This window comes from Noviherbaspirillum autotrophicum (assembly GCF_000818395.1).
GTDB lineage: Bacteria > Pseudomonadota > Gammaproteobacteria > Burkholderiales > Burkholderiaceae_D > Noviherbaspirillum > Noviherbaspirillum autotrophicum.
Genome location: NZ_JWJG01000028.1, coordinates 978844 through 998045 on the forward strand (window position 1 = coordinate 978844; position 19202 = coordinate 998045).

Annotated in this window: 19 protein-coding genes and 1 pseudogene; 14 read left to right on the forward strand and 6 right to left on the reverse strand. The window is 55.8% G+C overall.

Annotated features, from left to right (window positions below; translation table 11 throughout):
• Positions 1-200: 200 nt before the first annotated feature.
• The 11 genes from TSA66_RS05805 to tnpC all read left to right on the forward strand — a co-directional run bounded on the left by TSA66_RS05805 (position 201) and on the right by tnpC (position 11150).
• Positions 201-833, forward strand: a complete 633-nt coding sequence (locus tag TSA66_RS05805; protein WP_040039351.1) for a PIG-L deacetylase family protein — start codon at positions 201-203, stop codon at positions 831-833.
• Positions 821-1525: a WbqC family protein gene (locus TSA66_RS05810; RefSeq protein ID WP_052452133.1), complete on the forward strand. Its 705-nt coding sequence runs from the start codon at positions 821-823 to the stop codon at positions 1523-1525. Before TSA66_RS05805 ends, TSA66_RS05810 begins: the two co-directional genes overlap by 13 nt.
• A 327-nt stretch (positions 1526-1852) precedes the next feature.
• Positions 1853-3241: a nucleotide sugar dehydrogenase gene (locus tag TSA66_RS05815; protein WP_332309933.1), complete on the forward strand. Its 1389-nt coding sequence runs from the start codon at positions 1853-1855 to the stop codon at positions 3239-3241.
• 21 nt (positions 3242-3262) lie between these two features.
• Positions 3263-4333 carry a Gfo/Idh/MocA family protein gene (locus tag TSA66_RS05820; protein ID WP_040042242.1) on the forward strand — a complete coding sequence of 357 codons (1071 nt, stop codon included), beginning with the start codon at positions 3263-3265 and terminating at the stop codon, positions 4331-4333.
• Positions 4334-4340: 7 nt separating this feature from the next.
• The gene (locus tag TSA66_RS05825; protein ID WP_040042243.1) at positions 4341-4925 is read left to right on the forward strand and encodes an acyltransferase; all 585 of its coding nucleotides are present in this window, start codon (positions 4341-4343) and stop codon (positions 4923-4925) included.
• A 16-nt stretch (positions 4926-4941) separates the two neighbouring features.
• Positions 4942-6033 (forward strand): DegT/DnrJ/EryC1/StrS family aminotransferase, encoded by a 1092-nt coding sequence (locus TSA66_RS05830; RefSeq protein WP_040039353.1) that lies wholly within the window; start codon positions 4942-4944, stop codon positions 6031-6033.
• A 59-nt stretch (positions 6034-6092) separates the two neighbouring features.
• A protein-coding gene (locus TSA66_RS05840; RefSeq protein ID WP_408639473.1) for an IS5 family transposase occupies positions 6093-6888 on the forward strand; the annotation gives its coding sequence in 2 pieces (ribosomal slippage) (positions 6093-6370 and positions 6369-6888; 798 coding nt in all).
• Positions 6889-7382: 494 nt separating this feature from the next.
• Positions 7383-8711, forward strand: a complete 1329-nt coding sequence (locus TSA66_RS05845) for a putative O-glycosylation ligase, exosortase A system-associated (protein WP_040038690.1) — start codon at positions 7383-7385, stop codon at positions 8709-8711.
• Between the two features lie 84 nt (positions 8712-8795).
• Positions 8796-9221 (forward strand): IS66-like element accessory protein TnpA, encoded by a 426-nt coding sequence (gene tnpA / locus TSA66_RS05850; protein ID WP_040038455.1) that lies wholly within the window; start codon positions 8796-8798, stop codon positions 9219-9221.
• On the forward strand, positions 9197-9547 hold the full coding sequence (gene tnpB / locus TSA66_RS05855; RefSeq protein ID WP_040038456.1) for an IS66 family insertion sequence element accessory protein TnpB: 351 nt from the start codon (positions 9197-9199) through the stop codon (positions 9545-9547). Before tnpA ends, tnpB begins: the two co-directional genes overlap by 25 nt.
• A gap of 31 nt (positions 9548-9578) precedes the next feature.
• Entirely contained in the window at positions 9579-11150 is a 1572-nt protein-coding gene (gene tnpC / locus TSA66_RS05860; RefSeq protein WP_040039297.1) for an IS66 family transposase, read from the forward strand.
• Here the strand turns inward: tnpC and TSA66_RS28190 are convergent.
• The 4 genes and pseudogenes from TSA66_RS28190 to TSA66_RS05875 all read right to left on the reverse strand — a co-directional run bounded on the left by TSA66_RS28190 (position 11086) and on the right by TSA66_RS05875 (position 15256).
• A complete protein-coding gene (locus TSA66_RS28190; protein WP_084199336.1) occupies positions 11086-11616 on the reverse strand; it encodes an AAA family ATPase in 531 nt (176 codons plus the stop codon). The genes tnpC and TSA66_RS28190 overlap by 65 nt on opposite strands.
• A 536-nt stretch (positions 11617-12152) precedes the next feature.
• Positions 12153-12428 (reverse strand): annotated as a pseudogene (locus TSA66_RS05865) (helix-turn-helix domain-containing protein); the annotation flags it as partial.
• Positions 12422-12967, reverse strand: a complete 546-nt coding sequence (locus TSA66_RS28105) for a restriction endonuclease (RefSeq protein ID WP_408639474.1) — start codon at positions 12965-12967, stop codon at positions 12422-12424. The pseudogene TSA66_RS05865 and the gene TSA66_RS28105, both read right to left, overlap by 7 nt.
• A 360-nt stretch (positions 12968-13327) precedes the next feature.
• Complete coding sequence (locus TSA66_RS05875; protein ID WP_040039357.1) at positions 13328-15256, reverse strand: cytochrome c/FTR1 family iron permease; 1929 nt, start codon at positions 15254-15256, stop codon at positions 13328-13330.
• A 754-nt stretch (positions 15257-16010) separates the two neighbouring features.
• On the opposite strand from TSA66_RS05875, the gene TSA66_RS05880 reads away from it, so the two are divergent.
• Together TSA66_RS05880 and TSA66_RS05885 are read left to right on the forward strand one after the other, a co-directional pair.
• Positions 16011-16277 carry a hypothetical protein gene (locus TSA66_RS05880; RefSeq protein WP_198358722.1) on the forward strand — a complete coding sequence of 89 codons (267 nt, stop codon included), beginning with the start codon at positions 16011-16013 and terminating at the stop codon, positions 16275-16277.
• A 164-nt stretch (positions 16278-16441) separates the two neighbouring features.
• Positions 16442-17293 carry a fumarylacetoacetate hydrolase family protein gene (locus tag TSA66_RS05885; protein ID WP_040039358.1) on the forward strand — a complete coding sequence of 284 codons (852 nt, stop codon included), beginning with the start codon at positions 16442-16444 and terminating at the stop codon, positions 17291-17293.
• A 39-nt stretch (positions 17294-17332) separates the two neighbouring features.
• Here the strand turns inward: TSA66_RS05885 and maiA are convergent, their stop codons facing one another.
• The gene (maiA, locus tag TSA66_RS05890; protein ID WP_040039359.1) at positions 17333-17989 is read right to left on the reverse strand and encodes a maleylacetoacetate isomerase; all 657 of its coding nucleotides are present in this window, start codon (positions 17987-17989) and stop codon (positions 17333-17335) included.
• Positions 17990-18011: 22 nt separating this feature from the next.
• Positions 18012-18704, reverse strand: coding sequence for a fumarylacetoacetate hydrolase family protein (locus TSA66_RS05895; protein ID WP_040039360.1), 693 nt, complete (start codon positions 18702-18704; stop codon positions 18012-18014).
• Between the two features lie 149 nt (positions 18705-18853).
• Between TSA66_RS05895 and TSA66_RS05900 the strand changes: the two genes are divergently transcribed.
• On the forward strand, positions 18854-19165 hold the full coding sequence (locus TSA66_RS05900; RefSeq protein ID WP_040039361.1) for a YkvA family protein: 312 nt from the start codon (positions 18854-18856) through the stop codon (positions 19163-19165).
• Positions 19166-19202: the final 37 nt, after the last annotated feature.

The window sequence follows — 19202 nt, forward strand, 5'->3', positions numbered from 1 at the left end:
GTTGGCGAGCGGCGATGGAAGCGCCGTGTTTGGCGGACGAGCGAGGGGTTCGCGGCAGCGGCTATGCCATGCGGTCAAGGGAAGGTCATCGAAAAAATTGATGACAGGAGTGAAATGCCAAGGTTATTTATTGAAATTTTGTACTTATTTCAGCAGCGAATCGTTGCTACGCTACTTCAATAAGAATCGGAGGGCCTTCCTTGCTGCTCAGCTTCAAAAACGTCTTGGTTCTTGCGCCGCACACGGACGACGGCGAACTCGGTGCGGGCGCCACCATTGCACTGCTGATCGAGCGCGGTGCGAATGTCAGTTACGCCGCGTTTTCGACGGCGGAGGATTCATTGGATCCGGCATTCCCCCCCGGTACGCTGGAGCGGGAAGTGAAGCTGGCAACTTCCCGGCTGAACATCAAGCCGGAAAATTTGTATATTTACCGCAATAAGGTCAGAGAGCTCGAATATAGGCGCCAGGAGATATTGGATGAGATGATCCATCTCCGGAAAAACAACTACGACCTGGTCCTGATGCCCAGCGTGCACGATATTCATCAGGACCACGAGGTGATTGCCAGGGAAGGATTACGCGCATTCAAGCAAACCACGATTCTTGGGTATGAACTGATCTGGAATAACTTGAGCTTCAATACCTCGTGTTTTGTGCGGCTTAGCAAGCGGCACGTTGAAATGAAATGCGAGGCATTGACCGCGTACATGTCGCAAGCAGGCAGGCCATATATGACCAGGGAATTCATTATGTCCTTGGCCAAGGCACGCGGAGTGCAGATTGGTGTCGAGTACGCGGAAAGTTTCGAGGTGGTGCGATGGGTGTTGTGACGGTCGCTGTCCATCAACCCAACTATTTTCCCTGGCTAGGATACTTCTACAAGATCTTCAAATCTGACACTTTCGTGTTTCTCGATAACGTTCAATTCGAACGACGGGGATATTGCAGCCGCACGCCCATCATCGGGACGAATGGCGAAGCGCTCTGGCTCACCCAGAATGTACAAAAGAGCCGCCGCGACAGCCTGATTCAGGACACCGTGTTCTCCGATCGGTTCTGGGTCAAAAAACACCTGCGCACATTACAAGTCGCCTACCACAAGGCACCGTATTTCGAGGAGGTGTTTCATCGCATCGAAAGTTTATTGCAGTCGGATAGCGCACATCTGTCGACATTTAACGGCTTGCTGATTCAGGAATTATGCCGTTCTCTTGGGATCGGCACGAGCATCCTGTATGCATCCCAGCTCGACCTGGATACGGTCGCTACACCCAGTGAACGCATTGCGCACATCGTCCGTCTTCTGGGCGGCACTGTCTATCTTTCTGGTAGCGGAGCGAGGGCATATAACGATGCGAGCACATTCGCCAACGAGGACATCGAGCTGGCTTACAGCGACTTTGCAGTGCTGCCATATCCGCAGCGTACGCAGGAATTCAAGGCCGGATTATCCATCATCGATGCGCTCTTCTCTCTCGGGTTCGACGGGGTTGCGTCCTTTCTGCAGTCTTCCCACCGGTAGAGATTGATCTCGCTCGTGCTCCTCGTCTTTCAATAACCCGGTCAGGTGGCTTCCTCTCGGAACATCACGACGGCCAACCGATGACGTCGATCAGTGGCGGGAGTTTGTATGGCAACTCATCGAAATTTCATACTTATTTTTCGGCGGCCTGATGTTTATAGTGTGCCGAGGGACGATGTGCAGCAGATAGCGTCGTTGGAGTTTGAACTGCATGTCATCGATTCGGCACATGCCAATCATCGTCCGGCCGGCATGTACTGAAGTACGTACCGTGAGAAGAGCGCCATCGCAGGTCGAAGCAGAGCCACCGAAAATGAAAGGTTGTGCATGCAATATTTTGAAACTCCTGTTGAAGGAAAAAATGCCAGTATTCCCGGTAACGACGATATGCAGCCGGGTTACGAAGCGGCCATCCTGAAAAGACTCATTTCCGCCTTTGAAAACCGCAGAGCGACCGTCGGCATAGTCGGCCTCGGCTACGTCGGATTGCCACTGATGTTGACCTATGCCGAAACAGGATTCAAGGTGATCGGTTTCGATATCGATGCGGAAAAGGTCGAGAAGTTAAACCAGGGCCAAAGCTACATCGAGCACATCCGGTCGAAATCGATTCAGCAGGCGCGTGCCGTGGGGTTCGAAGCCACCACCGATTTTTCGCGCGCATCCGAACCCGATGCCCTGATCATCTGTGTTCCGACTCCGCTTAACGCTTATCGCGAGCCTGATCTGAGCTTCATCCTGAGCACGGCCGATGCGCTGGTGCCGCATATGCGCCCCGGGCAGGTCATGTCGCTGGAAAGCACGACGTATCCAGGTACGACCGAAGAAGAACTGCTGCCGCGTATCGAAGCGCAGGGTTTGAAGGTGGGCGAAGAGGTTTTTCTGGTGTACTCGCCCGAGCGTGAAGATCCGGGCAATCCTGAATTCAACACGCGTGCCATACCCAAGATATGCGGCGGCGTCACGCCTGCCTGCCAGCAAGCCGGCATCGCGTTATACGGCGCGGCCGTGGAAAGAGTGGTTCCGGTCCGTTCTACGCGAACCGCAGAGCTGACCAAGCTGCTGGAAAACATTCATCGTGCCGTCAATATCGGTCTTGCCAATGAGATGAAAATCATCGCGGACAAGATGGATATTGATATTTATGAAGTCATTCATGCCGCCGCGACCAAGCCGTTCGGGTTTACACCCTATTTTCCGGGGCCGGGCCTGGGCGGGCACTGCATCCCGATAGACCCTTTTTACCTGACTTGGAAGGCGCGCCAATACGGGCTGCATACCCGATTTATCGAATTGGCCGGGGAAATCAACAACGACATGCCGCAATGGGTCGTCAACAAGGTGACCGATGCGTTGAATTCCTGCGGAAAGTCCGTCAACGGCAGCAGAATATTGGTGCTCGGGATAGCTTACAAGAAAGACGTGGACGACATGCGCGAATCCCCATCGATAAGACTGATCGAGATCCTGCAAAAAAAAGGCGCGGAAGTCGCCTATTCCGATCCCCATGTGCCGGTCTTTCCCAAGATGCGCGCGCATCATTTCATGCTCAACAGCGTTGAACTGACGCGTGAATCGATCGCCTCCTACGACTTGCTTCTCCTGGCGACCAATCACAGCGCATTTGACTACGATCTGATCCAAAAACACGCGAAGCTGATTGTCGATACGCGCGGCGTTTATCTGGACAACCTGGCCAACGTAGTCAAGTCGTGAGAGAAAGGGAGAGCACACATGATGTCGTCTGCGTTTAACAAACGGATAACTGATCGTGAAATCCGCTTCGCACTGGTTGGATGCGGCAGGATCGCAAGGAATCATTTCAGTGCGATCAAGCATCACAGTGATACCTGCAGGTTGGTCGGCATCTGCGATATCGAATCGGAGGCGCTGGAACGGGCCGCTGAGTTGACCGGCGCCACGCCTTACCGCAATCTCGACGCGATGCTTGCGGATTGCAACGCGGACGCCGTTATCCTGACCACGCCGTCCGGCCTGCATCCGTGCCAGGCAATCAAGGTCGCACATGCGGGAAGGCATGTGATTACCGAAAAGCCGATGGCTACCCGATGGGATGATGGAAAGCGCATGGTTGCTGCCTGCGATGATGCACACGTGCGTTTGTTCGTCGTAAAACAGAACCGCCGCAACGCTACCCTCCGTAACCTGAAGCAGGCAATCGAGAAGAAGCGCTTCGGGCGGATCCACATGGTCAACCTGAATGTGTTCTGGACACGTCCGCAGGAGTATTACGACAGTGCCGCATGGCGCGGTACATGGGAATACGATGGCGGCGCATTCATGAATCAGGCAAGCCATTACGTAGACCTGCTGAACTGGCTCATTGGCCCAGTCGAAAGCCTGCAGGCCTATACGGCGACGCTGGAACGGAATATCGAGGTCGAGGATACCGGGGTGCTGAGCCTGCGGTGGCGCAACGGCGCGCTGGGATCGGTCAACGTGACCATGCTGACCTATCCGAAAAATTTTGAGGGAAGCATCACTGTTCTCGGTGAAAAAGGAACCGTGCGCATAGGGGGGGTGGCGCTTAACCAGATAGACCACTGGGAATTCGCTGATGCACCTGAGTCAGAATTTAGTGAAAAAGTGAAGGAGGCCAGCTACGCAACCGATTCTGTCTATGGTTTCGGACACATCCAATACTATGAAAACGTCATCAGGGTGTTGCGTGGCGAGGTTGAGCCGGAAACGGACGGGCGGGAGGGGCTGAAAACGCTCGAGATCCTGATTGCGACCTATCTGTCTGCCAGAGATGGAAAACGTGTTGCATTGCCGTTGGAATACTGAGATGGAAATCGAGATTCATCCAACGGCAATTGTCGACAAGGGCGCGACGATAGGGAACGGTTCACGCATCTGGCACTTTTCCCATGTATGCGCAGGCGCGTGCATAGGGGACAACTGTTCGTTGGGCCAGAACGTATACGTGGGCAATGAAGTCGTGATCGGCAATAACGTCAAGATCCAGAATAACGTATCCGTCTATGATGCCGTCACGATAGAGAGCGACGTCTTTTGCGGGCCAAGCATGGTCTTTACCAACGTGTATAACCCGCGTTCCGAAGTGGCGCGCAAGGATCAATATCGAAAGACATTGATCAGGCGAGGTGCAACGCTGTGTGCCAACGCGACAATCATTTGCGGTGTCACCGTGGGCAAATATGCATTTGTGGCCGCCGGTGCGGTGGTCAATCGCGACGTGCCTGATTTTGCGCTTGTTGCGGGTGTTCCTGGGCGGAAAATCGGATGGATGAGTCGTTATGGCGAACGGCTCGATCTGCCGCTCGCCGGCAATGGCGAAGCCGTATGCCCGCACACTGGAGAGCAATACGTCCTGCAGGATGGCGTTTGCACACTCTTTGAAAAATCGATTCAATAACAACATTCTCCGGAAAATGGAATTCATCGACCTCAAGACGCAATATCGAGAACTGCGGAAAAGCATCAATGAGCGCATTCAGGCCGTTCTGGACCATGGTCAATACATCATGGGTCCGGAGGTGCAGGAGTTGGAAAGGCGATTGGCCGAGTACACGGGGGCGGTCCATTGTATTTCCGTTGCATCCGGAACCGAAGCCCTGCTGATTTCTCTGATGGCAATAGGCGTCGAGCCTGGCGATGAAGTCATCACCACTGCATTTTCGTTCATCGCTACGGCTGAAGTTATTGCGCTGCTGGGTGCGAAGCCGGTTTTTGTCGATATCGAGCCTGATTCCTGCAATATTGACGTTGATCTGATCGAGGGGAAGATAACGTCAAAAACCCGTGCAATTATTCCGGTTGCGCTCTACGGGAAGCCGGCGGACATGGACCGGATCAATGCCATTGCGAATAAGCATGGCGTGGTCATCATTGAAGATGCCGCTCAGAGCCTTGGCGCCACTTACAAGGGGAGAAAGAGCGCCAATCTTTCCACCATCGGCTGTACCAGTTTCTTCCCCAGTAAGCCGCTCGGCTGCTACGGTGACGGCGGAGCGATCTTCACCAGCGATGACGAACTTGCCCAGGTCATGCGCGAGATTCGCGTTCATGGTCAATCGCGCCGTTATGTTCATTCGCGTATCGGTGTCGGCGGCCGTATGGATACCCTCCAATGTGCGGTCCTTCTGGCCAAACTGGAGCGCTTTGACTGGGAGCTGGAGCAGCGGCGGAAGATCGGCGCACTGTACGACGAATTGTTCGGAAATCGGGTTTGGAGGATTCGCCAGCATTCTGAGTGCGAGAGCACGTTTGCCCAGTACACCATTGGGCTGGAAGATCGTGAGACGGTGCAGGCAGCCTTGAGAGAGAGGGAAATCCCAACGGCCGTGCATTATCCGGTGCCGATCCCCTTGCAACCTGCATATGCACAGTTTTGCTCTCAGGACCAGTTTCCGGTATCAGTCGACATGGCAAGAAAAGTGATAAGTCTGCCGATGGGACCCTATATGCAACCCAATGAGGTGCGCTATATTGCTGAGTCCGTGTTGAGCCAAATCCGTTATTAGAACCTGTTCAGTGTCTTTGAATCAAACGCTGGAGATGCACTGAATGCGGAGCAGCTGGTATGGAGCGAAAAGTTTATCCGAGCGACGTCAGCCGGGAACAATTTGAAGTTATCCGGCTGATGCTGGAGGGGGCGAAGCACCGGACAGCGCCACGGAAGGTGGATTTATACGATGTTTTCTGCGCGATCCTGTATTTGCTAAAGAATGGAAGTACCTGGCGTGCAATTCCGGGCGATTTCCCGGGCTGGAATATCGTGCGCTACTACTTCGATCACTGGACGATCAGTACAGCGGCGGATGGGACGAGCCTGTTTGAGCAAGCTTTAAAAAAATCTGGTCAGGCGCGAGCGTATCGAGAATGGACGCACCGCAAAGACGAGCTTTTGCATCGTCGACGCGCAAAGCGTGAAGAACACGGATACAGCGCGGGCCAAAGGCTATGACGCGGGCAAGAAGGTATCGGGTATCAAGCGACATCTGGCGGTGGATACGCAGGGACTACCGCATGCGATCGAAGTGACGACCGCCGACGTGACCGACCGCAATGGCGCCCTGTTGATGTTGTTGCTCAATGACGAAACGCTGTGTGAGGTGAAAACCGTGCTCGTGGACGGTGCTTATACTGGCGCACGCTATGAAGAGTTGGTCTGGCAAATCCTCGGCGCAAAAATCGAGGTGGTCAAGCGCAGCGAGCTGCATCACTTTGCCGTGCTTCCCAAACGTTGGGTCGTTGAGCGTTCGTTCGCCTGGTTAGAGAAATGCCGACGGCTGTGGAAGAACTGCGAGCGCAAACTGGAAACCAGCGCCCAACTCGTAGCGCTCGCCTTCCTGTCATTGTTATTACGGAGACACTGAACAGGTTCTAACTGCTACTAGGGCAGTAGCCGCTGCCCCGTGAAGCATTGCAGTAATCGTAGTAACATCCATTCTACGTATGACCCGGTAAGGCAATTGCCTCACCGGGTTTTTTTTCGGGTTTTGCTTGGACATGAGCATAGGGAAATGCACGCGGCATAGAGGTTATGCGTGCCATTTTCACTGACATTTGAAAATTATCAATGTTGAAATGCAGCAGCAAATTACGATTCGGCGTGATATTGGGGGTTCTAATCGGGAGGACTGACACCCGCGCTGATATATCCGGTTGAACCGCTTGCCTGCACTAGCCCCTTCTTCAATCCGATCCCTAGCCTATATCCGAAGGCGTCCGGGGTTCTTGACGAGTAAAAGGGTAAATAGTGGAAAGCATTTTTTGGGCGCTCGATCTGCTAGCCGTTGTCTATCTCTGCTTCTGGGCCAGGCGGTGCGATGTCCGGGAGCGAAAATCCGACAAGGCAGGGAAATAAGGTATGCGTGACCTAGTATTGCTCAGTCTACTGCCTTTATTCTTAATCGCGATGACCAACAGGCCGTTCATCGCGTTGGGCATGTGGATTTGGACCGCGATGTTTTTTCCAAATGGCTGGGTGTATGGCATGGCGTCAGTCATCCGCTACAATCTGCTGTTCACCACGTTCGCAATCGGCGGATACCTGCTGTCCAAGGAAAAGGGGCCGGTACGCTGGGGTGCAGTCGGCACACTGGTATTCATCTTCTTTATCTGGACAACGATGACCACGATGGAGAGCTCCGGTCTGCCCGAAATCTCCTGGGAGTATTGGTCTCGCTTCTTCAAGGTTATCCTGCTCTTTGCATTCATCGTCCTGATCGTTAACAAAAAACTTCACATCGACTTCTTTCTTTGGTGCCTGGTTCTTTCGATTGGCTTTTACGCCGTACTGGAAGGGCTGAAATTTGCGGCCAGCGGCGGCGGACACCAGATTTCAGGCTTGCCGGGACATATTCTGGGCGATCGGAATGACCTCGCTCTCGCCTTTGTGATAACGCTCCCGATTTGCGTTTACCTGCTGAACGAGTACGGCAAGGAGGCAGTTATGACCAAGCTCCTTCTTGTAATGACGCTCATCGCCATGGTGATCTCCGTGGTAGGAACACAATCGCGAGGCGGTTTGATTGCATTGCTCGGGCTTGGCCTCTACCTCTTCGCAAAGAGCAATCGAAAGTTCCCGCTTCTGGTCGTGATCGTCATCGCACTGGGTCTCAGCTCCATGCTGATCACGGACCAATGGCGTGAACGTATGGATACCATTTCCAACGCCAATGAAGACGCGTCCTTTATGGGCCGTGTCGTTGCCTGGAAACTGAGTCTGATTCTCGCGCTGCAGTACCCGGTGTTCGGCGGCGGGTTCAAAACGCTCGAGTTCTTCCCTGTCTGGCGCAGCCTTTCCCAGCAATTCCAATCCTTGCCATTCTTTTACACAGGCACCGCCGTTCCCGATACGATAGCATCACATGCTGCGCATAGTATCTATTTCCAGGTGCTGGGCGATCATGGGTTTATCGGACTGGTCATTTATCTAAGCCTTCTGTTTCTTGCGTTTCGTACGGCCGGCTCTGTCGCCGAGCGCGCGCGCCAGCAAAACGCGGAGCCCTGGATTATCTCCCTAACGACCATGCTGCGGCTGTCGATATTTGCGTTCTGCCTCGGCGGTGCCGCGCTCAGCTTCGCGTACTTTGAAGTCATCTTTGCTATCTTTGGTCTGATCGTTGTGCTTGACAAGAAAATCGTGCCGGTACATTCCACTCTTCCGACCAGTAACGTGAGAAAAGCGATTTAGCACTGTAAGCGATCCATCATCGGCGTCTTGAATCGCGGAGTTTGAGCAGTCAGGATATGTCCACCTACATGGAGGTGGACACCTATGGCAGAGCATGACTCAGAGCTGTTGCAGCGGCTGGTTGTCGGCAGCAAGCGGGATGGACGCCGGCGATATGACAAACAGGCGAAGGCCGAGCTGGTCCAGACATGCCTCAAGCCAGGCGTGTCAGTGGCGCGCGTGGCGCTCAAGCATGGCATCAACGCGAACCTGCTGCGCAAGTGGATCAGCCTGCACCTGCAGAAACAGGAGCAATCTCCTGTTGCGACATCACAGTCTGTCGCGCCTTCACCGCCTCCATTCATACCGGTCGTGCCGGCGGGCTCCTGCAGCAAGCCCACAGAGTCCGGGTTACGAGTGCGGCTGCCCAACGGCATCGAGATTTGTCTGAGTGGGCATGGCGAAGATGAGCTGTCGTGCTTGTTGCGCCTGCTGTGCACACTGCCATGTTCCGTCTCGACCCGGCTCTGAAGGTATTCCTGCACCGCGAGCCGGTGGACGGCCGCAAGAACATCAATGGCCTGGCTGCGCTGGTCGAACAAGGCCTCGGGCTCGATCCCTTTGCTCGGGCGGTCTACGTCTTCAGCAATAAGCGGCGCGACCGCATCAAACTGCTGCTGTGGGATCGCACCGGATTCTGGCTTCTGTTCAAGCGGCTGGAAGCGGACCGCTTCGTCTGGCCGAAAGCGTCAGCGGTGGTCGAGCTCAGCGTCGAGCAGCTGCAATGGCTGCTCGATGGGATCGACCTGGAAGCCATGCGCGGCCATCCTGTGCGCCATTACCGTCGCACGGCGTGAACCGGGGCGGCAGAGCGTTGTCAAAAAGTCCATGCAAAACGTCATGATCACGGCCGAGGAACTGGAAGCGTTGCGCCAGGCAGCGCAGGAGCGTGACGCGTTGCGCGGTGAGCTGCGGGTCGTGACGCTCGAGCGGGGCCTGCTCAAGGAACGCGTGCAGGCGTATCTGCACAAGCTGTATGCGGCACGCAGCGAAGCACGCAGTGCCGGGCAAAAGGATCTGTTCTTTAACGAGGCCGAGACCCTGGCGCCGACTGCCTCCGCTGAGCCTGCCAAAGAGGACGAGCCAGGCGTTGAAGTGGCGAGCCATCTGCGCAAAAAGCGTGGTGGCCGCAAGCCGCTCGATCCCGCGCTACCGCGCGACGTCGTGCGTCACGAGCTGCCCGAATCCGAGCGTATTTGCCCGCATGACGGCAGCGTCCTGATCGAAATCGGTGCCGAGATCAGCGAACAGCTCGACATCATTCCCCAGCAGGTACGCGTGATCCAGCATCAGCGCATCAAGTACGCCTGCCCGTGCTGCGATGGCGGCATCAAGGTCACGCCTGCCGCAGCGCGCGTCATCCCCAAGGGCCTGCTGACCGAAGCGGCGCTGGCGTGGATCGTGACGGCGAAGTATCAGGATGGCTTGCCGCTGTATCGGCAAGCGGCCTTGCTGCGCCGCTTTGGCGGCGACCTGTCGCGCACCACGCTGGCCGCCAGCGTGGTGCGCGTTGGTCAGGCAGTGCAGCCGATCATCAACCTGCTGCGCGACGTGCTGCTGGAATCCGAGCTGGTGTACGGCGACGAGACGGAACTGCAGGTGCTCAAGGAACCGGGCCGCTCGCCGCAGACCCAAAGCTATCTGTGGGCGCAGATGAATGGCACGGGACCGCCGGTGCGCTTGTTCGGCTACTCTCCCGGTCGGGGAACCAGCCATGCGCTCAAACTCTATGCCGGCATGGCCAAAGGCGCAGTGCTGATGACGGATGGCTATGAGGTCTACAACGCCATCGCGGCGACCCATGGTCTGGTGCACCTCGGATGCTGGGTCCATTGTCGACGCTACTTCATCGAGGCCGAGGACGTGCTGCCGAAAGAGTCGCGCACACCGCAGCAGCCTGCCACGCAATTCATTGCAGCCATCGGCAAGCTCTATGCCGCCGAGGCCCGAGCCAGGCACGCCGACGCGGCCCACCGACAACGGCTGCGCGCCCGCTACAGCGCCCATGTGCTCAAGCACATCGAGCGCCTGCTGCTGACGTATCAGCCGATCGTCACGCCCAACAGCAAGCTCGGCCGTGCTCTTGCCTATCTGAGTGGGCAGTGGTCCAAACTGACGCGCTACATCGAGAACGGCCTCTGGCCGATTGACAACAACCAGTGCGAAAACGCGATCCGTCCCTTCGTGATCGGGCGAAAGGGCTGGCTGTTTGCGGACACCGTCGGCGGCGCTACTGCCAGCGCCAATCTGTATTCCATCATCGAGACCTGCAAGGCCAATAACGTCAATCCGTACGCCTACCTGATCAAACTGCTCCGCGCGCTGCCTCTGGCAACTACGGCCGATGATTACGAGGCGCTGCTGCCCTGGAAAATCTCCCTCCCGACGACTCGGTTGTAATCGCGCTAACAACACGCGAGACTATCCGACAAGGGACGTCCGTCATGGATCGCTTACTGTCCATCTCTCCGTCCAGATACAGCACACGGCAAGGGGAATCGTTGCTCCATTCAAGCAATTGCCCTCCTCCGGCAGCGATCATAGCCAAGGATAACGTGAGCCAGGTCTTGCCCACTCCGGTAGCCGCGTAGACCATCGCAACTTCATTGCTGCGCATAAGCCCTTCGAATAACCACGGTGCGCGAGTGAAGTTCATGCCTGTCAGGTCACCGTAGGTGAAAACATCATGGCCGGTACCATGCTGGCGGAAGGCTCCACCTTGAGATGCGTTGAAATGCTTCCTCTCGAATTCCTGATACTCCTCAGAGTGCATTTCCTTAATGCGCGGACGGTTTGCGAGAGATACTGCTGTATTGCTAGATTGATTGATTCCGCTGGACGGTACGGGCGTGACAAGCTTCGTCATAGTAAATCCTATGTCTATGAACGAAGGTCATTTCGGTTCCAGCTAGTAGTGGATGAACATCCCATGAACACTTCAGTTGGTCTCTGCCTGCTTTCAGAAACCTTAGAACAGTAGGCGCAACCCATACTGGCGCAAGCACCTTCACAGCATTCAAATAGCAGGTTGCTCTAGTGTGCGCAGATGGATTATCTGCCAGTCTTCTGGCAACATGCAACGGCTTTTTACGATGAAAATTCACAATGAAATCGGGCTTTCTTCTAGTTCATTGATTCACAAGGAATCCCATCCAACAGGCTATTGGATTTCGGCGGCAGCTCAGGTACAGATAGCATCCGCGAGCTTCTTTAAAAGATGCGAACTGCATACCCAATATAATTTGTTTCACGAATTGTTCCACGGAATACATCCAAAGATGTATCGCGGATTCAGCACGCCAAACACACTGGCACTAGAGATGCTATACAACCTCTTTAGAGCTTCACGGGCGCAGACAGGGGTGTGATCTCTGCTGCATTTAAGAATGCCTCTGAGGGCTTCTAAACGCTTCCTGAGCGTACCCGCATGATGGTCTGTCTGCTGGTCTTGTAAGCCTTCGCAATCTGCGCCACAGGGACACCTTGGGCAAGCTGCTTGACCACCTCGGCCCTTTGGTCTGCCGAGAGTGCTGATGGTCTCCCAAAGGTCTTACCCTCTGCCCGTGCTCTGTTGATTCCAGCATGGGTGCGTTCAATCAGAAGATCACGCTCAAACTCAGCCACAGCATTGATAACCTGCATGGTCATCTTCCCTGCGGGGCTAGTCAGGTCTACCCCCCGTCGCGTGTCTGCTGCGTAAGCGTTACCGTATAGCCCCGATCTTCAAATAAGTGCGCCACCATCTCCTCAAACTTACGTGGAGCTAAGTGATACATGAGAGTAGGGTCTCTGGATAGACGAAGAAGTAGCTCTTCGTTAACATCCTGAACCACCTCAATCTGAGACGAACTAATGTCGTCTTTACGATACAACGGAATCGGTTTTTTGGAACCAGCCCCGTGTTCTGCCCTAAGAAAGGCTAACAAGGCGTCTTTGTGGGTTGAGTCAATCGTGTGATCCGGCGTGAGGCCACTAATCCCCGCACGAGCAAATTGCTGGATCAGAAAATCGACCGACACTTTAAGAATATGTGCAAAGCTAGCTAGAGTCTCCCTTGTACCCTTATAACCCGTGGGGCGCTCCAATACGCTGCTGTATATATCCAGACCAGAAGTGTCAAACGGCACCAGCATGGAGCCAAGACGTTTGGCGTTCCGTGAGTCGTCGAGCTGTTTAAAGATTTCCCTTGTAGTCTTCTTCATCCAATTTGCTAGCATGCTGTGAAGCACCTAGTATAGCCCACGCTACCTAACGGATTCTGTGATACAGAGTGTGATACAGTGTATTTCCCCCATCAACAAACACCCCGTGTAATCAAGGACTTAGGTCACAGAAAGCAGGGCCGATAAACCTGTCGGCGGGACCAAGTACCGATCCAGAATACTTTAATAGAATCCAAAAACCCGCGTATCTCCCAGTGAGTGCGCGGGTTTTTGCTTAAGGACGCCCACGAGTCAATATTTATTTCCAAGAAATTTGAGGGTATATCCGGGGGTATTTTTTCCTGCCGGCTAACATTCAAAACTCTCCCATGAAGCCAACTGAGACCGATACGGATTTCGACAATTCCTTTCAGCCTATGCCGGGCCCGTTTTTTTCTGCGACTGCAGGTTGTGCATGACGCTGGCCACGATAACCAGCAAGATAAGGATTTGCGCCACCAACGTCTGCATTGACGGATAAATTCCCAAGACATCGATGCGTGGCGCCGTGACCGGCGTAATGTTGAGGAAACCGACCTTTTGCAAGGCGGCGACACCCTTACCCATGAGAACGACGGCCAGCACGCCCACCAGAGCCGAACTGAACGCAAAGAACTGGCTGAGCGGCAGACGGGTAGTCGAACGCAACAGGACGACCGCAACAATGCCGAGGATGGCAGCACCCGCTCCCAACCCCGCGAGCATATAAGCACCGTTGCCCTCCGCCCAAAGCGCGGCATAGAAGAGGACGGTCTCAAAGACTTCGCGGTAGACCGTGACAAACGCCAGCAGGAACAGCATCATGGCCGATTTCCTGGTCAGGGCCGACGACAGCTTCTGTTTCACATAGGCTTGCCAGCGCCCGGCCAGGCTCTTCTGATGCATCCAGATGCCCACGCCCAATAGCACGACCGCTGCAAAAATGGCGGAAAAACCTTCCGTCATTTCCCGGCTGGCGCCGCTCACGTCCACCAGATAAGTTGCAACGCCCCAGGTCAGGCCGCCGGCCGCCAGCGCGGCGATCCACCCCGCATGGACATATGGCAGAACATCGGTGCGTTCGGCCTTCTTCAGAAACGCGATCATCGCCACCACGACCAAGAGCGCCTCCAGGCCTTCGCGCAAGAGTATCGTCAAGGCGCCGACGAAAGCCGACAGCGGATTGCCGGTCCCTTGCAGCGCCGACTGGGCATCGGCCAGCAGCGTTTGCAGGTGCGCTTCGATGTCGTGTGCCTGCTGGACTCGGCTGGCGGTGATGGCGCTGCGATACGCGCTCATCGACTTTTCCACTTCCTCGAAGAGCGGCCGGTTCTTGGCGATCAACGCCGGCTCTACCGGCTCAAAGCCATCCAGATAGGCGGACAGCGCTAGTTGAGAGGCAGCTGACAGGTCGCCCCGGTCCAGAGCCGCCGCGCTTTCCTTCAATTTGCGCTTGGCAATCAACAGCGTATCGGCGCTCGCCGCATTGAGCGCTTCAGGCGTGCTGCGCAGGTAGGCAATCAATGGCCGAGCAGTCTGCGCTCCAAGCGCCTTGGACAAGTCCACTTCGGATATCTGGCTCAGCTTGGCCAACGTCGGCACAATGGCGTGCAAGTCCGGGCGCGCTGCCCAGAGCGCTGCCCCGGCCTGACGATCACTATCGGAATACGACAGCGTCGACGCGAAATAGGCAATGGCCCAACGCTCATCGTCCGACAATTGCGCGAAACCAGTCATCGAGGTGCCATCCACCCCGCGCGTGATGATCTGCTGCAGCGCGAACACGCTGCGTTCCTGGGCGCGCGCATGGTCGGCGAGCGCAATCGGCGGCGGACTCAACTTTGCGGCCAGCGGACCATCCGCGTGTCCTGATGCCCCATGACAGGAAGCGCACTGGCTTTGGTAGAGGTTGGCCCCTAGCCGCAGATCCGGCAGCTTGCCGGGCGAGAGCGGCACCGGATAAGCAGCGAGCAATCCGGCGGCTAGCGTGCGCGCCTGATCACCGACAGCGGACGCCGGGGCTTTTTCGGCAATCGCGCTACGCAAAGCGGCAGCCCCTTTCAGCAATTCGGGCGTGGCTGGCGTAGCAGGCAGTTCGCTCAACTGCCGCTCCGCCGCACGGGCGAATTCCTGCATCTCGGCGTACTCATCCTGACTGGCTACCGTGCCATCCTTGACTGCCTTGCCGTAGTCGACGGCGAGATAGTCGAACAGTTGCCAGATCTGCTTTGCCTTGTTTTGCGTGACCAGATCGTCGGCATGCGCCGTCGGCAGCAACGACAGCAGGCAGAACAGGATGAACGAGAAAATGCGCAGCGCTTGCATAAGAGTATCCGTCCAAGTATGGTCGTCCGCAACCAGATGAGAATGATTATATTTTAGATTTATTCATTCGTCACGGCGCATCTCCATCCATAGGCACACTGCCGTCATTTTTTTGTGCGCCAACGAGGTGCCTCAGGGGCAGTCACTTCACCGCCATCGCCTTACCATGTCGAGCCAATCCCGCCGTAGCAGATAGCTGTAAAGCGATGCCCTATCTTGTTTTGCTCATTCTTTGTAAAACTCAAGTTCGATCTTGCGAACTCAATCCGGCTCAGATTGTCTTATTAGCATCAACTTAAACTTTTACTGCCGGATATGCGCCCACTCGATAACCAAGAAACGCTTGCCCCCTCTACCGCAACCCAAGATCCTGTATCCGATCAAGAAACACCCTTGCTCGAAAAGGCAGGGTCGAGCCCGGCCCAATCCGAAGTAGTCAAGCGTATCAATCTGCTGGGCAAACTGATCATCCCGCCCTCCGCGCCATGATTTACCCACACAAGCTGTGACCAATTCTGTGGATAAGCCAGAACAACATTATCTATATGCATGATTCTAAAGGAAATTTTTCCTTTGATTAAAATCATGGCAGACGGACGCGTGAAACTCGCATCACGCCCCTCCGTCTAAATGGTTTCGCCAGCACGGATCGGGCGTTTCTTTGCGGGGCAATCCGTGCAGCGCGTCCCGGTTATCCCTCGGAGAAATTGCGATGAAACCATATGTAAAGCTGTTTTCATCTACGCTGTTCGTCATGGGCGCCATGCTCGTCTCACTGCCTTCGGCATATGCCGCGCGTACTGCTGAAGATCGAGCGGAAGCGCAGCAATCCAAGGAAGATATGAGTCCGCAAGGACAGTACAGGATCGCAAAGAAAGAGGCCGATGCGGCCTATCAGGAAGCGCTAACAAACTGCAAGAAAATGAGCAAGGCTGACCGCACGGCGTGCATGAAAGACGCCAAAGCCGCGCATCAAGCCGATCTTGCTCAGGCCAAAAAGGAATTCAGCAGCGGGCGATAATTTTTACCGGACAAATACCACAGCGCGAGAGTTGATGGCCCCGGTACTTCTGCATGTGCAGTGAACGGTAGGCGGCAGCGCAATCGTTTTCAAGCTGCTATATTGCGAGATCCAAAATGCTCACAGGAAATATTTCTTGTGTTCGCCATTCTGAAGGAGATCGCATGAAACTCGCGCGCTATGGCCGTCCCGGCAAAGAAAAACCTGGACTGATTGACCCTGACGGAAAATTACGCGACCTGTCCGCAGTCATCCCCGACTTGGGGCCGGAACAGTTATCCGACAAATCGCTGGCCAAGCTGGCACGGCTCGATTTCCGCAAGCTGCCACTGGCGCGCGGCAAGCCGCGTTGGGGCGTGCCGGTTTCCCACGTCAGCAAATTCGTTGCGATTGGCTTGAACTACTCGGATCACGCGGCCGAAGCCGGCATGGCCCTTCCAAAGGAGCCCATCATTTTTCTGAAGGCGCCCAGCTCGCTGTCCGGCGCCGATGATCCGATCATGCTGCCGAAAGGCTCGAAGAAGACCGACTGGGAAGTCGAGCTCGGTGTCGTGATCGGCACCAGGGCGCGCGCAGTCAGCGAGAAAGAGGCGATGCAGTACGTGGCCGGCTATTGCGTCGTCAATGACGTTTCGGAGCGCGAATTCCAGCTGGAACGCGGGTCGCAATGGGACAAGGGGAAAGGCTGCGATACGTTTGGCCCGGTGGGACCTTGGCTAGTGACCAAGGATGAGGTTCCCAATCCGCAGCGGCTCGATCTCTGGCTTGACTTGAATGGAAAACGCATGCAGTCGGGCAACACCAAGACCATGGTCTTTTCCGTTGCCAAGATTGTCAGTTATGTCAGCCGCTTCATGACACTCATGCCTGGTGACATTATCACCACTGGCACTCCGCCCGGCGTCGGCATGGGCATGAAACCGCCGCTCTTCCTCAAGCGCAACGACGAACTGGTGCTGGGCATCGCCGGGCTTGGCGAACAACACCAGAAAGTAATTCCGTATCAGGCCGGCTGATGTGCAAGGGCCTGCTCAGGCCCTCCCCCGTACCTGCGCCTATTCAGCATCCGGCTGCCTGGACGGCATGGCGTCGGCAAACGCGTCCAGCGCCAGGCAAGCATCATTGATGCGCATAATGGTTGGCATTCCCGAGAGATTGCACTGCATGCGTTGTGCATTCGCAATCTGAGGGACCAGGAAGCAATCGGCCAGCGTCGATGTATTGCCATAACAGAACATCCCTGTCCGCTTGTCGCGCGCAAGCAGGGTTTCCACCGAGGCCAGCCCATGTTCGCACCAATGCCGGTACCAAGCGTTCTTGTCATCCTCGCCGACCTTCAGTTCCCGCACGAGGTAACGCAGCACGCGCAGGTTGTTGAGGGGGTGAATTTCGCACGCAATCGTGAGCGCGATGCTGCGCAAGTAAGCGCGATCGACGGGATCTTGCGGCAAGAGCGGCGGCGCCGGATGCGTTTCTTCCAGATATTCGATAATCGCCAGCGACTGTGTGAGTACCGCAGCCTGATCTTGCATGTCGTCGATCAGGGCCGGGATCACGCCGTCCGGATTGAGCTTCAGGTAATCCGGGGCAAACTGCTGTCCGCCATCCTTGAGCAAGTGCACCGGCACCGTTTCGTACGGCAGCCCTTTCAGGTTCAGTGCAATGCGCACTCGATACGAGGCCGAGCTGCGAAAATAGCTGTAGAGCTTCATGCGCCTGTTCCCTGAAATATACCTAGACGATTTTCACGCGCAGCTCGCCCAGCCCGTCGATTCTCCCCTCGAGCAGATCGCCGCGCTGGACCGCTGCCACACCTTCCGGCGTGCCGCTAAAAATCAAGTCGCCGGGTTGCAGCTCGAAGTACTTCGACAGATGCTCGATTGTTTCGGCAACATTCCAGATCAGTTTGCCAATGTCGCTGCTCTGCCGCTTCGCACCATTGACGTCGAGAGAAATGGCGCCTTGTGTGATGTTTCCGGTTTCGGCCACGCGGTGGATCGGCGCAATCGGCGCCGCGTTGTCGAATCCCTTGCCCGTGCACCAGGGGCGCCCCAGTTTCTTGGCCTCGCCCTGCAAGTCGCGGCGGGTCATGTCGAGGCCGACGGCATAGCCCCACACATGCTGCAATGCGTCGGCGGCAGCGATATTCTTGCCGCCCTTCCCGATTGCCACCACCAGTTCGATCTCGTGATGCAGGTCAGTGGTCATGCCAGGGTACGGCATTTCACCGATGGCATCGTGTGGAACCGGCAACACGGCATCGGCCGGCTTCATGAAAAAGAAGGGAGCTTCGCGTCCGGTGGCACCCATTTCCTTGGCGTGCTCGACATAATTGCGTCCGACGCAGTAGATGCGATGTACAGGGAACAATTCGTTGCTGCCGGCAACAGAAACAGTGGGGATGTGGGGCGGGAAAGCATAGAGCATGAAAGCCTCCTCTAGGATGACGTTTCATTATGCCATCGCTCGCTCAAGAAGGCAGGCAGCAGCCCGCCATGCAATCATGCCTGCACAGGCACTTTTCATTTGCCGGATGATCCCAATATTCTTATCTGCTGCGTTATTTGGAGAATGCCATGTTCTTTCGCCTGCGTCGCCTGCTCCGCACGGCCGGTCGCGATCTCGTCGTCTTGTGGTATGCGTTCCGCCATCCAGACACCCCCGGCGCCGTCAAGCTGTTGTCCATCCTGTTGGCGCTGTATGTGTTCAGTCCCATCGACCTGGTGCCGGATGCATTACCGGTGCTTGGCTGGCTCGATGATGCAACCCTGCTCGCCATCGGCATTCCCGCGATCCTGAAGCTCATGCCGCAGTCGCCGCTCCTTGAATCGTATGGCGCGGCCGACCGCTTCCTGTCGCGCTGGATCTTCTGGCGCAAGCGTTCCTGACGGCGGCACAAAACAAAACCGCCTTGCCGGTCACCCT

What these genes read in the sequence shown, in the direction of transcription:
- TSA66_RS05810 (WP_052452133.1), top strand. Translation starts at nt 821, where the DNA reads ATGGGTGTTGTGACGGTCGCTGTCCATCAACCCAACTATTTTCCCTGG.
- TSA66_RS05815 (WP_332309933.1), top strand. Translation starts at nt 1,853, where the DNA reads ATGCAATATTTTGAAACTCCTGTTGAAGGAAAAAATGCCAGTATTCCC.
- TSA66_RS05820 (WP_040042242.1), top strand. Translation starts at nt 3,263, where the DNA reads ATGTCGTCTGCGTTTAACAAACGGATAACTGATCGTGAAATCCGCTTC.
- TSA66_RS05830 (WP_040039353.1), top strand. Translation starts at nt 4,942, where the DNA reads ATGGAATTCATCGACCTCAAGACGCAATATCGAGAACTGCGGAAAAGC.
- TSA66_RS05845 (WP_040038690.1), top strand. Translation starts at nt 7,383, where the DNA reads ATGCGTGACCTAGTATTGCTCAGTCTACTGCCTTTATTCTTAATCGCG.
- tnpA (WP_040038455.1), top strand. Translation starts at nt 8,796, where the DNA reads ATGGCAGAGCATGACTCAGAGCTGTTGCAGCGGCTGGTTGTCGGCAGC.
- tnpB (WP_040038456.1), top strand. Translation starts at nt 9,197, where the DNA reads ATGTTCCGTCTCGACCCGGCTCTGAAGGTATTCCTGCACCGCGAGCCG.
- tnpC (WP_040039297.1), top strand. Translation starts at nt 9,579, where the DNA reads ATGCAAAACGTCATGATCACGGCCGAGGAACTGGAAGCGTTGCGCCAG.
- TSA66_RS28190 (WP_084199336.1), bottom strand. Translation starts at nt 11,616, where the DNA reads ATGACGAAGCTTGTCACGCCCGTACCGTCCAGCGGAATCAATCAATCT.
- TSA66_RS28105 (WP_408639474.1), bottom strand. Translation starts at nt 12,967, where the DNA reads ATGCTAGCAAATTGGATGAAGAAGACTACAAGGGAAATCTTTAAACAG.
- TSA66_RS05875 (WP_040039357.1), bottom strand. Translation starts at nt 15,256, where the DNA reads ATGCAAGCGCTGCGCATTTTCTCGTTCATCCTGTTCTGCCTGCTGTCG.
- TSA66_RS05880 (WP_198358722.1), top strand. Translation starts at nt 16,011, where the DNA reads ATGGGCGCCATGCTCGTCTCACTGCCTTCGGCATATGCCGCGCGTACT.
- TSA66_RS05885 (WP_040039358.1), top strand. Translation starts at nt 16,442, where the DNA reads ATGAAACTCGCGCGCTATGGCCGTCCCGGCAAAGAAAAACCTGGACTG.
- maiA (WP_040039359.1), bottom strand. Translation starts at nt 17,989, where the DNA reads ATGAAGCTCTACAGCTATTTTCGCAGCTCGGCCTCGTATCGAGTGCGC.
- TSA66_RS05895 (WP_040039360.1), bottom strand. Translation starts at nt 18,704, where the DNA reads ATGCTCTATGCTTTCCCGCCCCACATCCCCACTGTTTCTGTTGCCGGC.
- TSA66_RS05900 (WP_040039361.1), top strand. Translation starts at nt 18,854, where the DNA reads ATGTTCTTTCGCCTGCGTCGCCTGCTCCGCACGGCCGGTCGCGATCTC.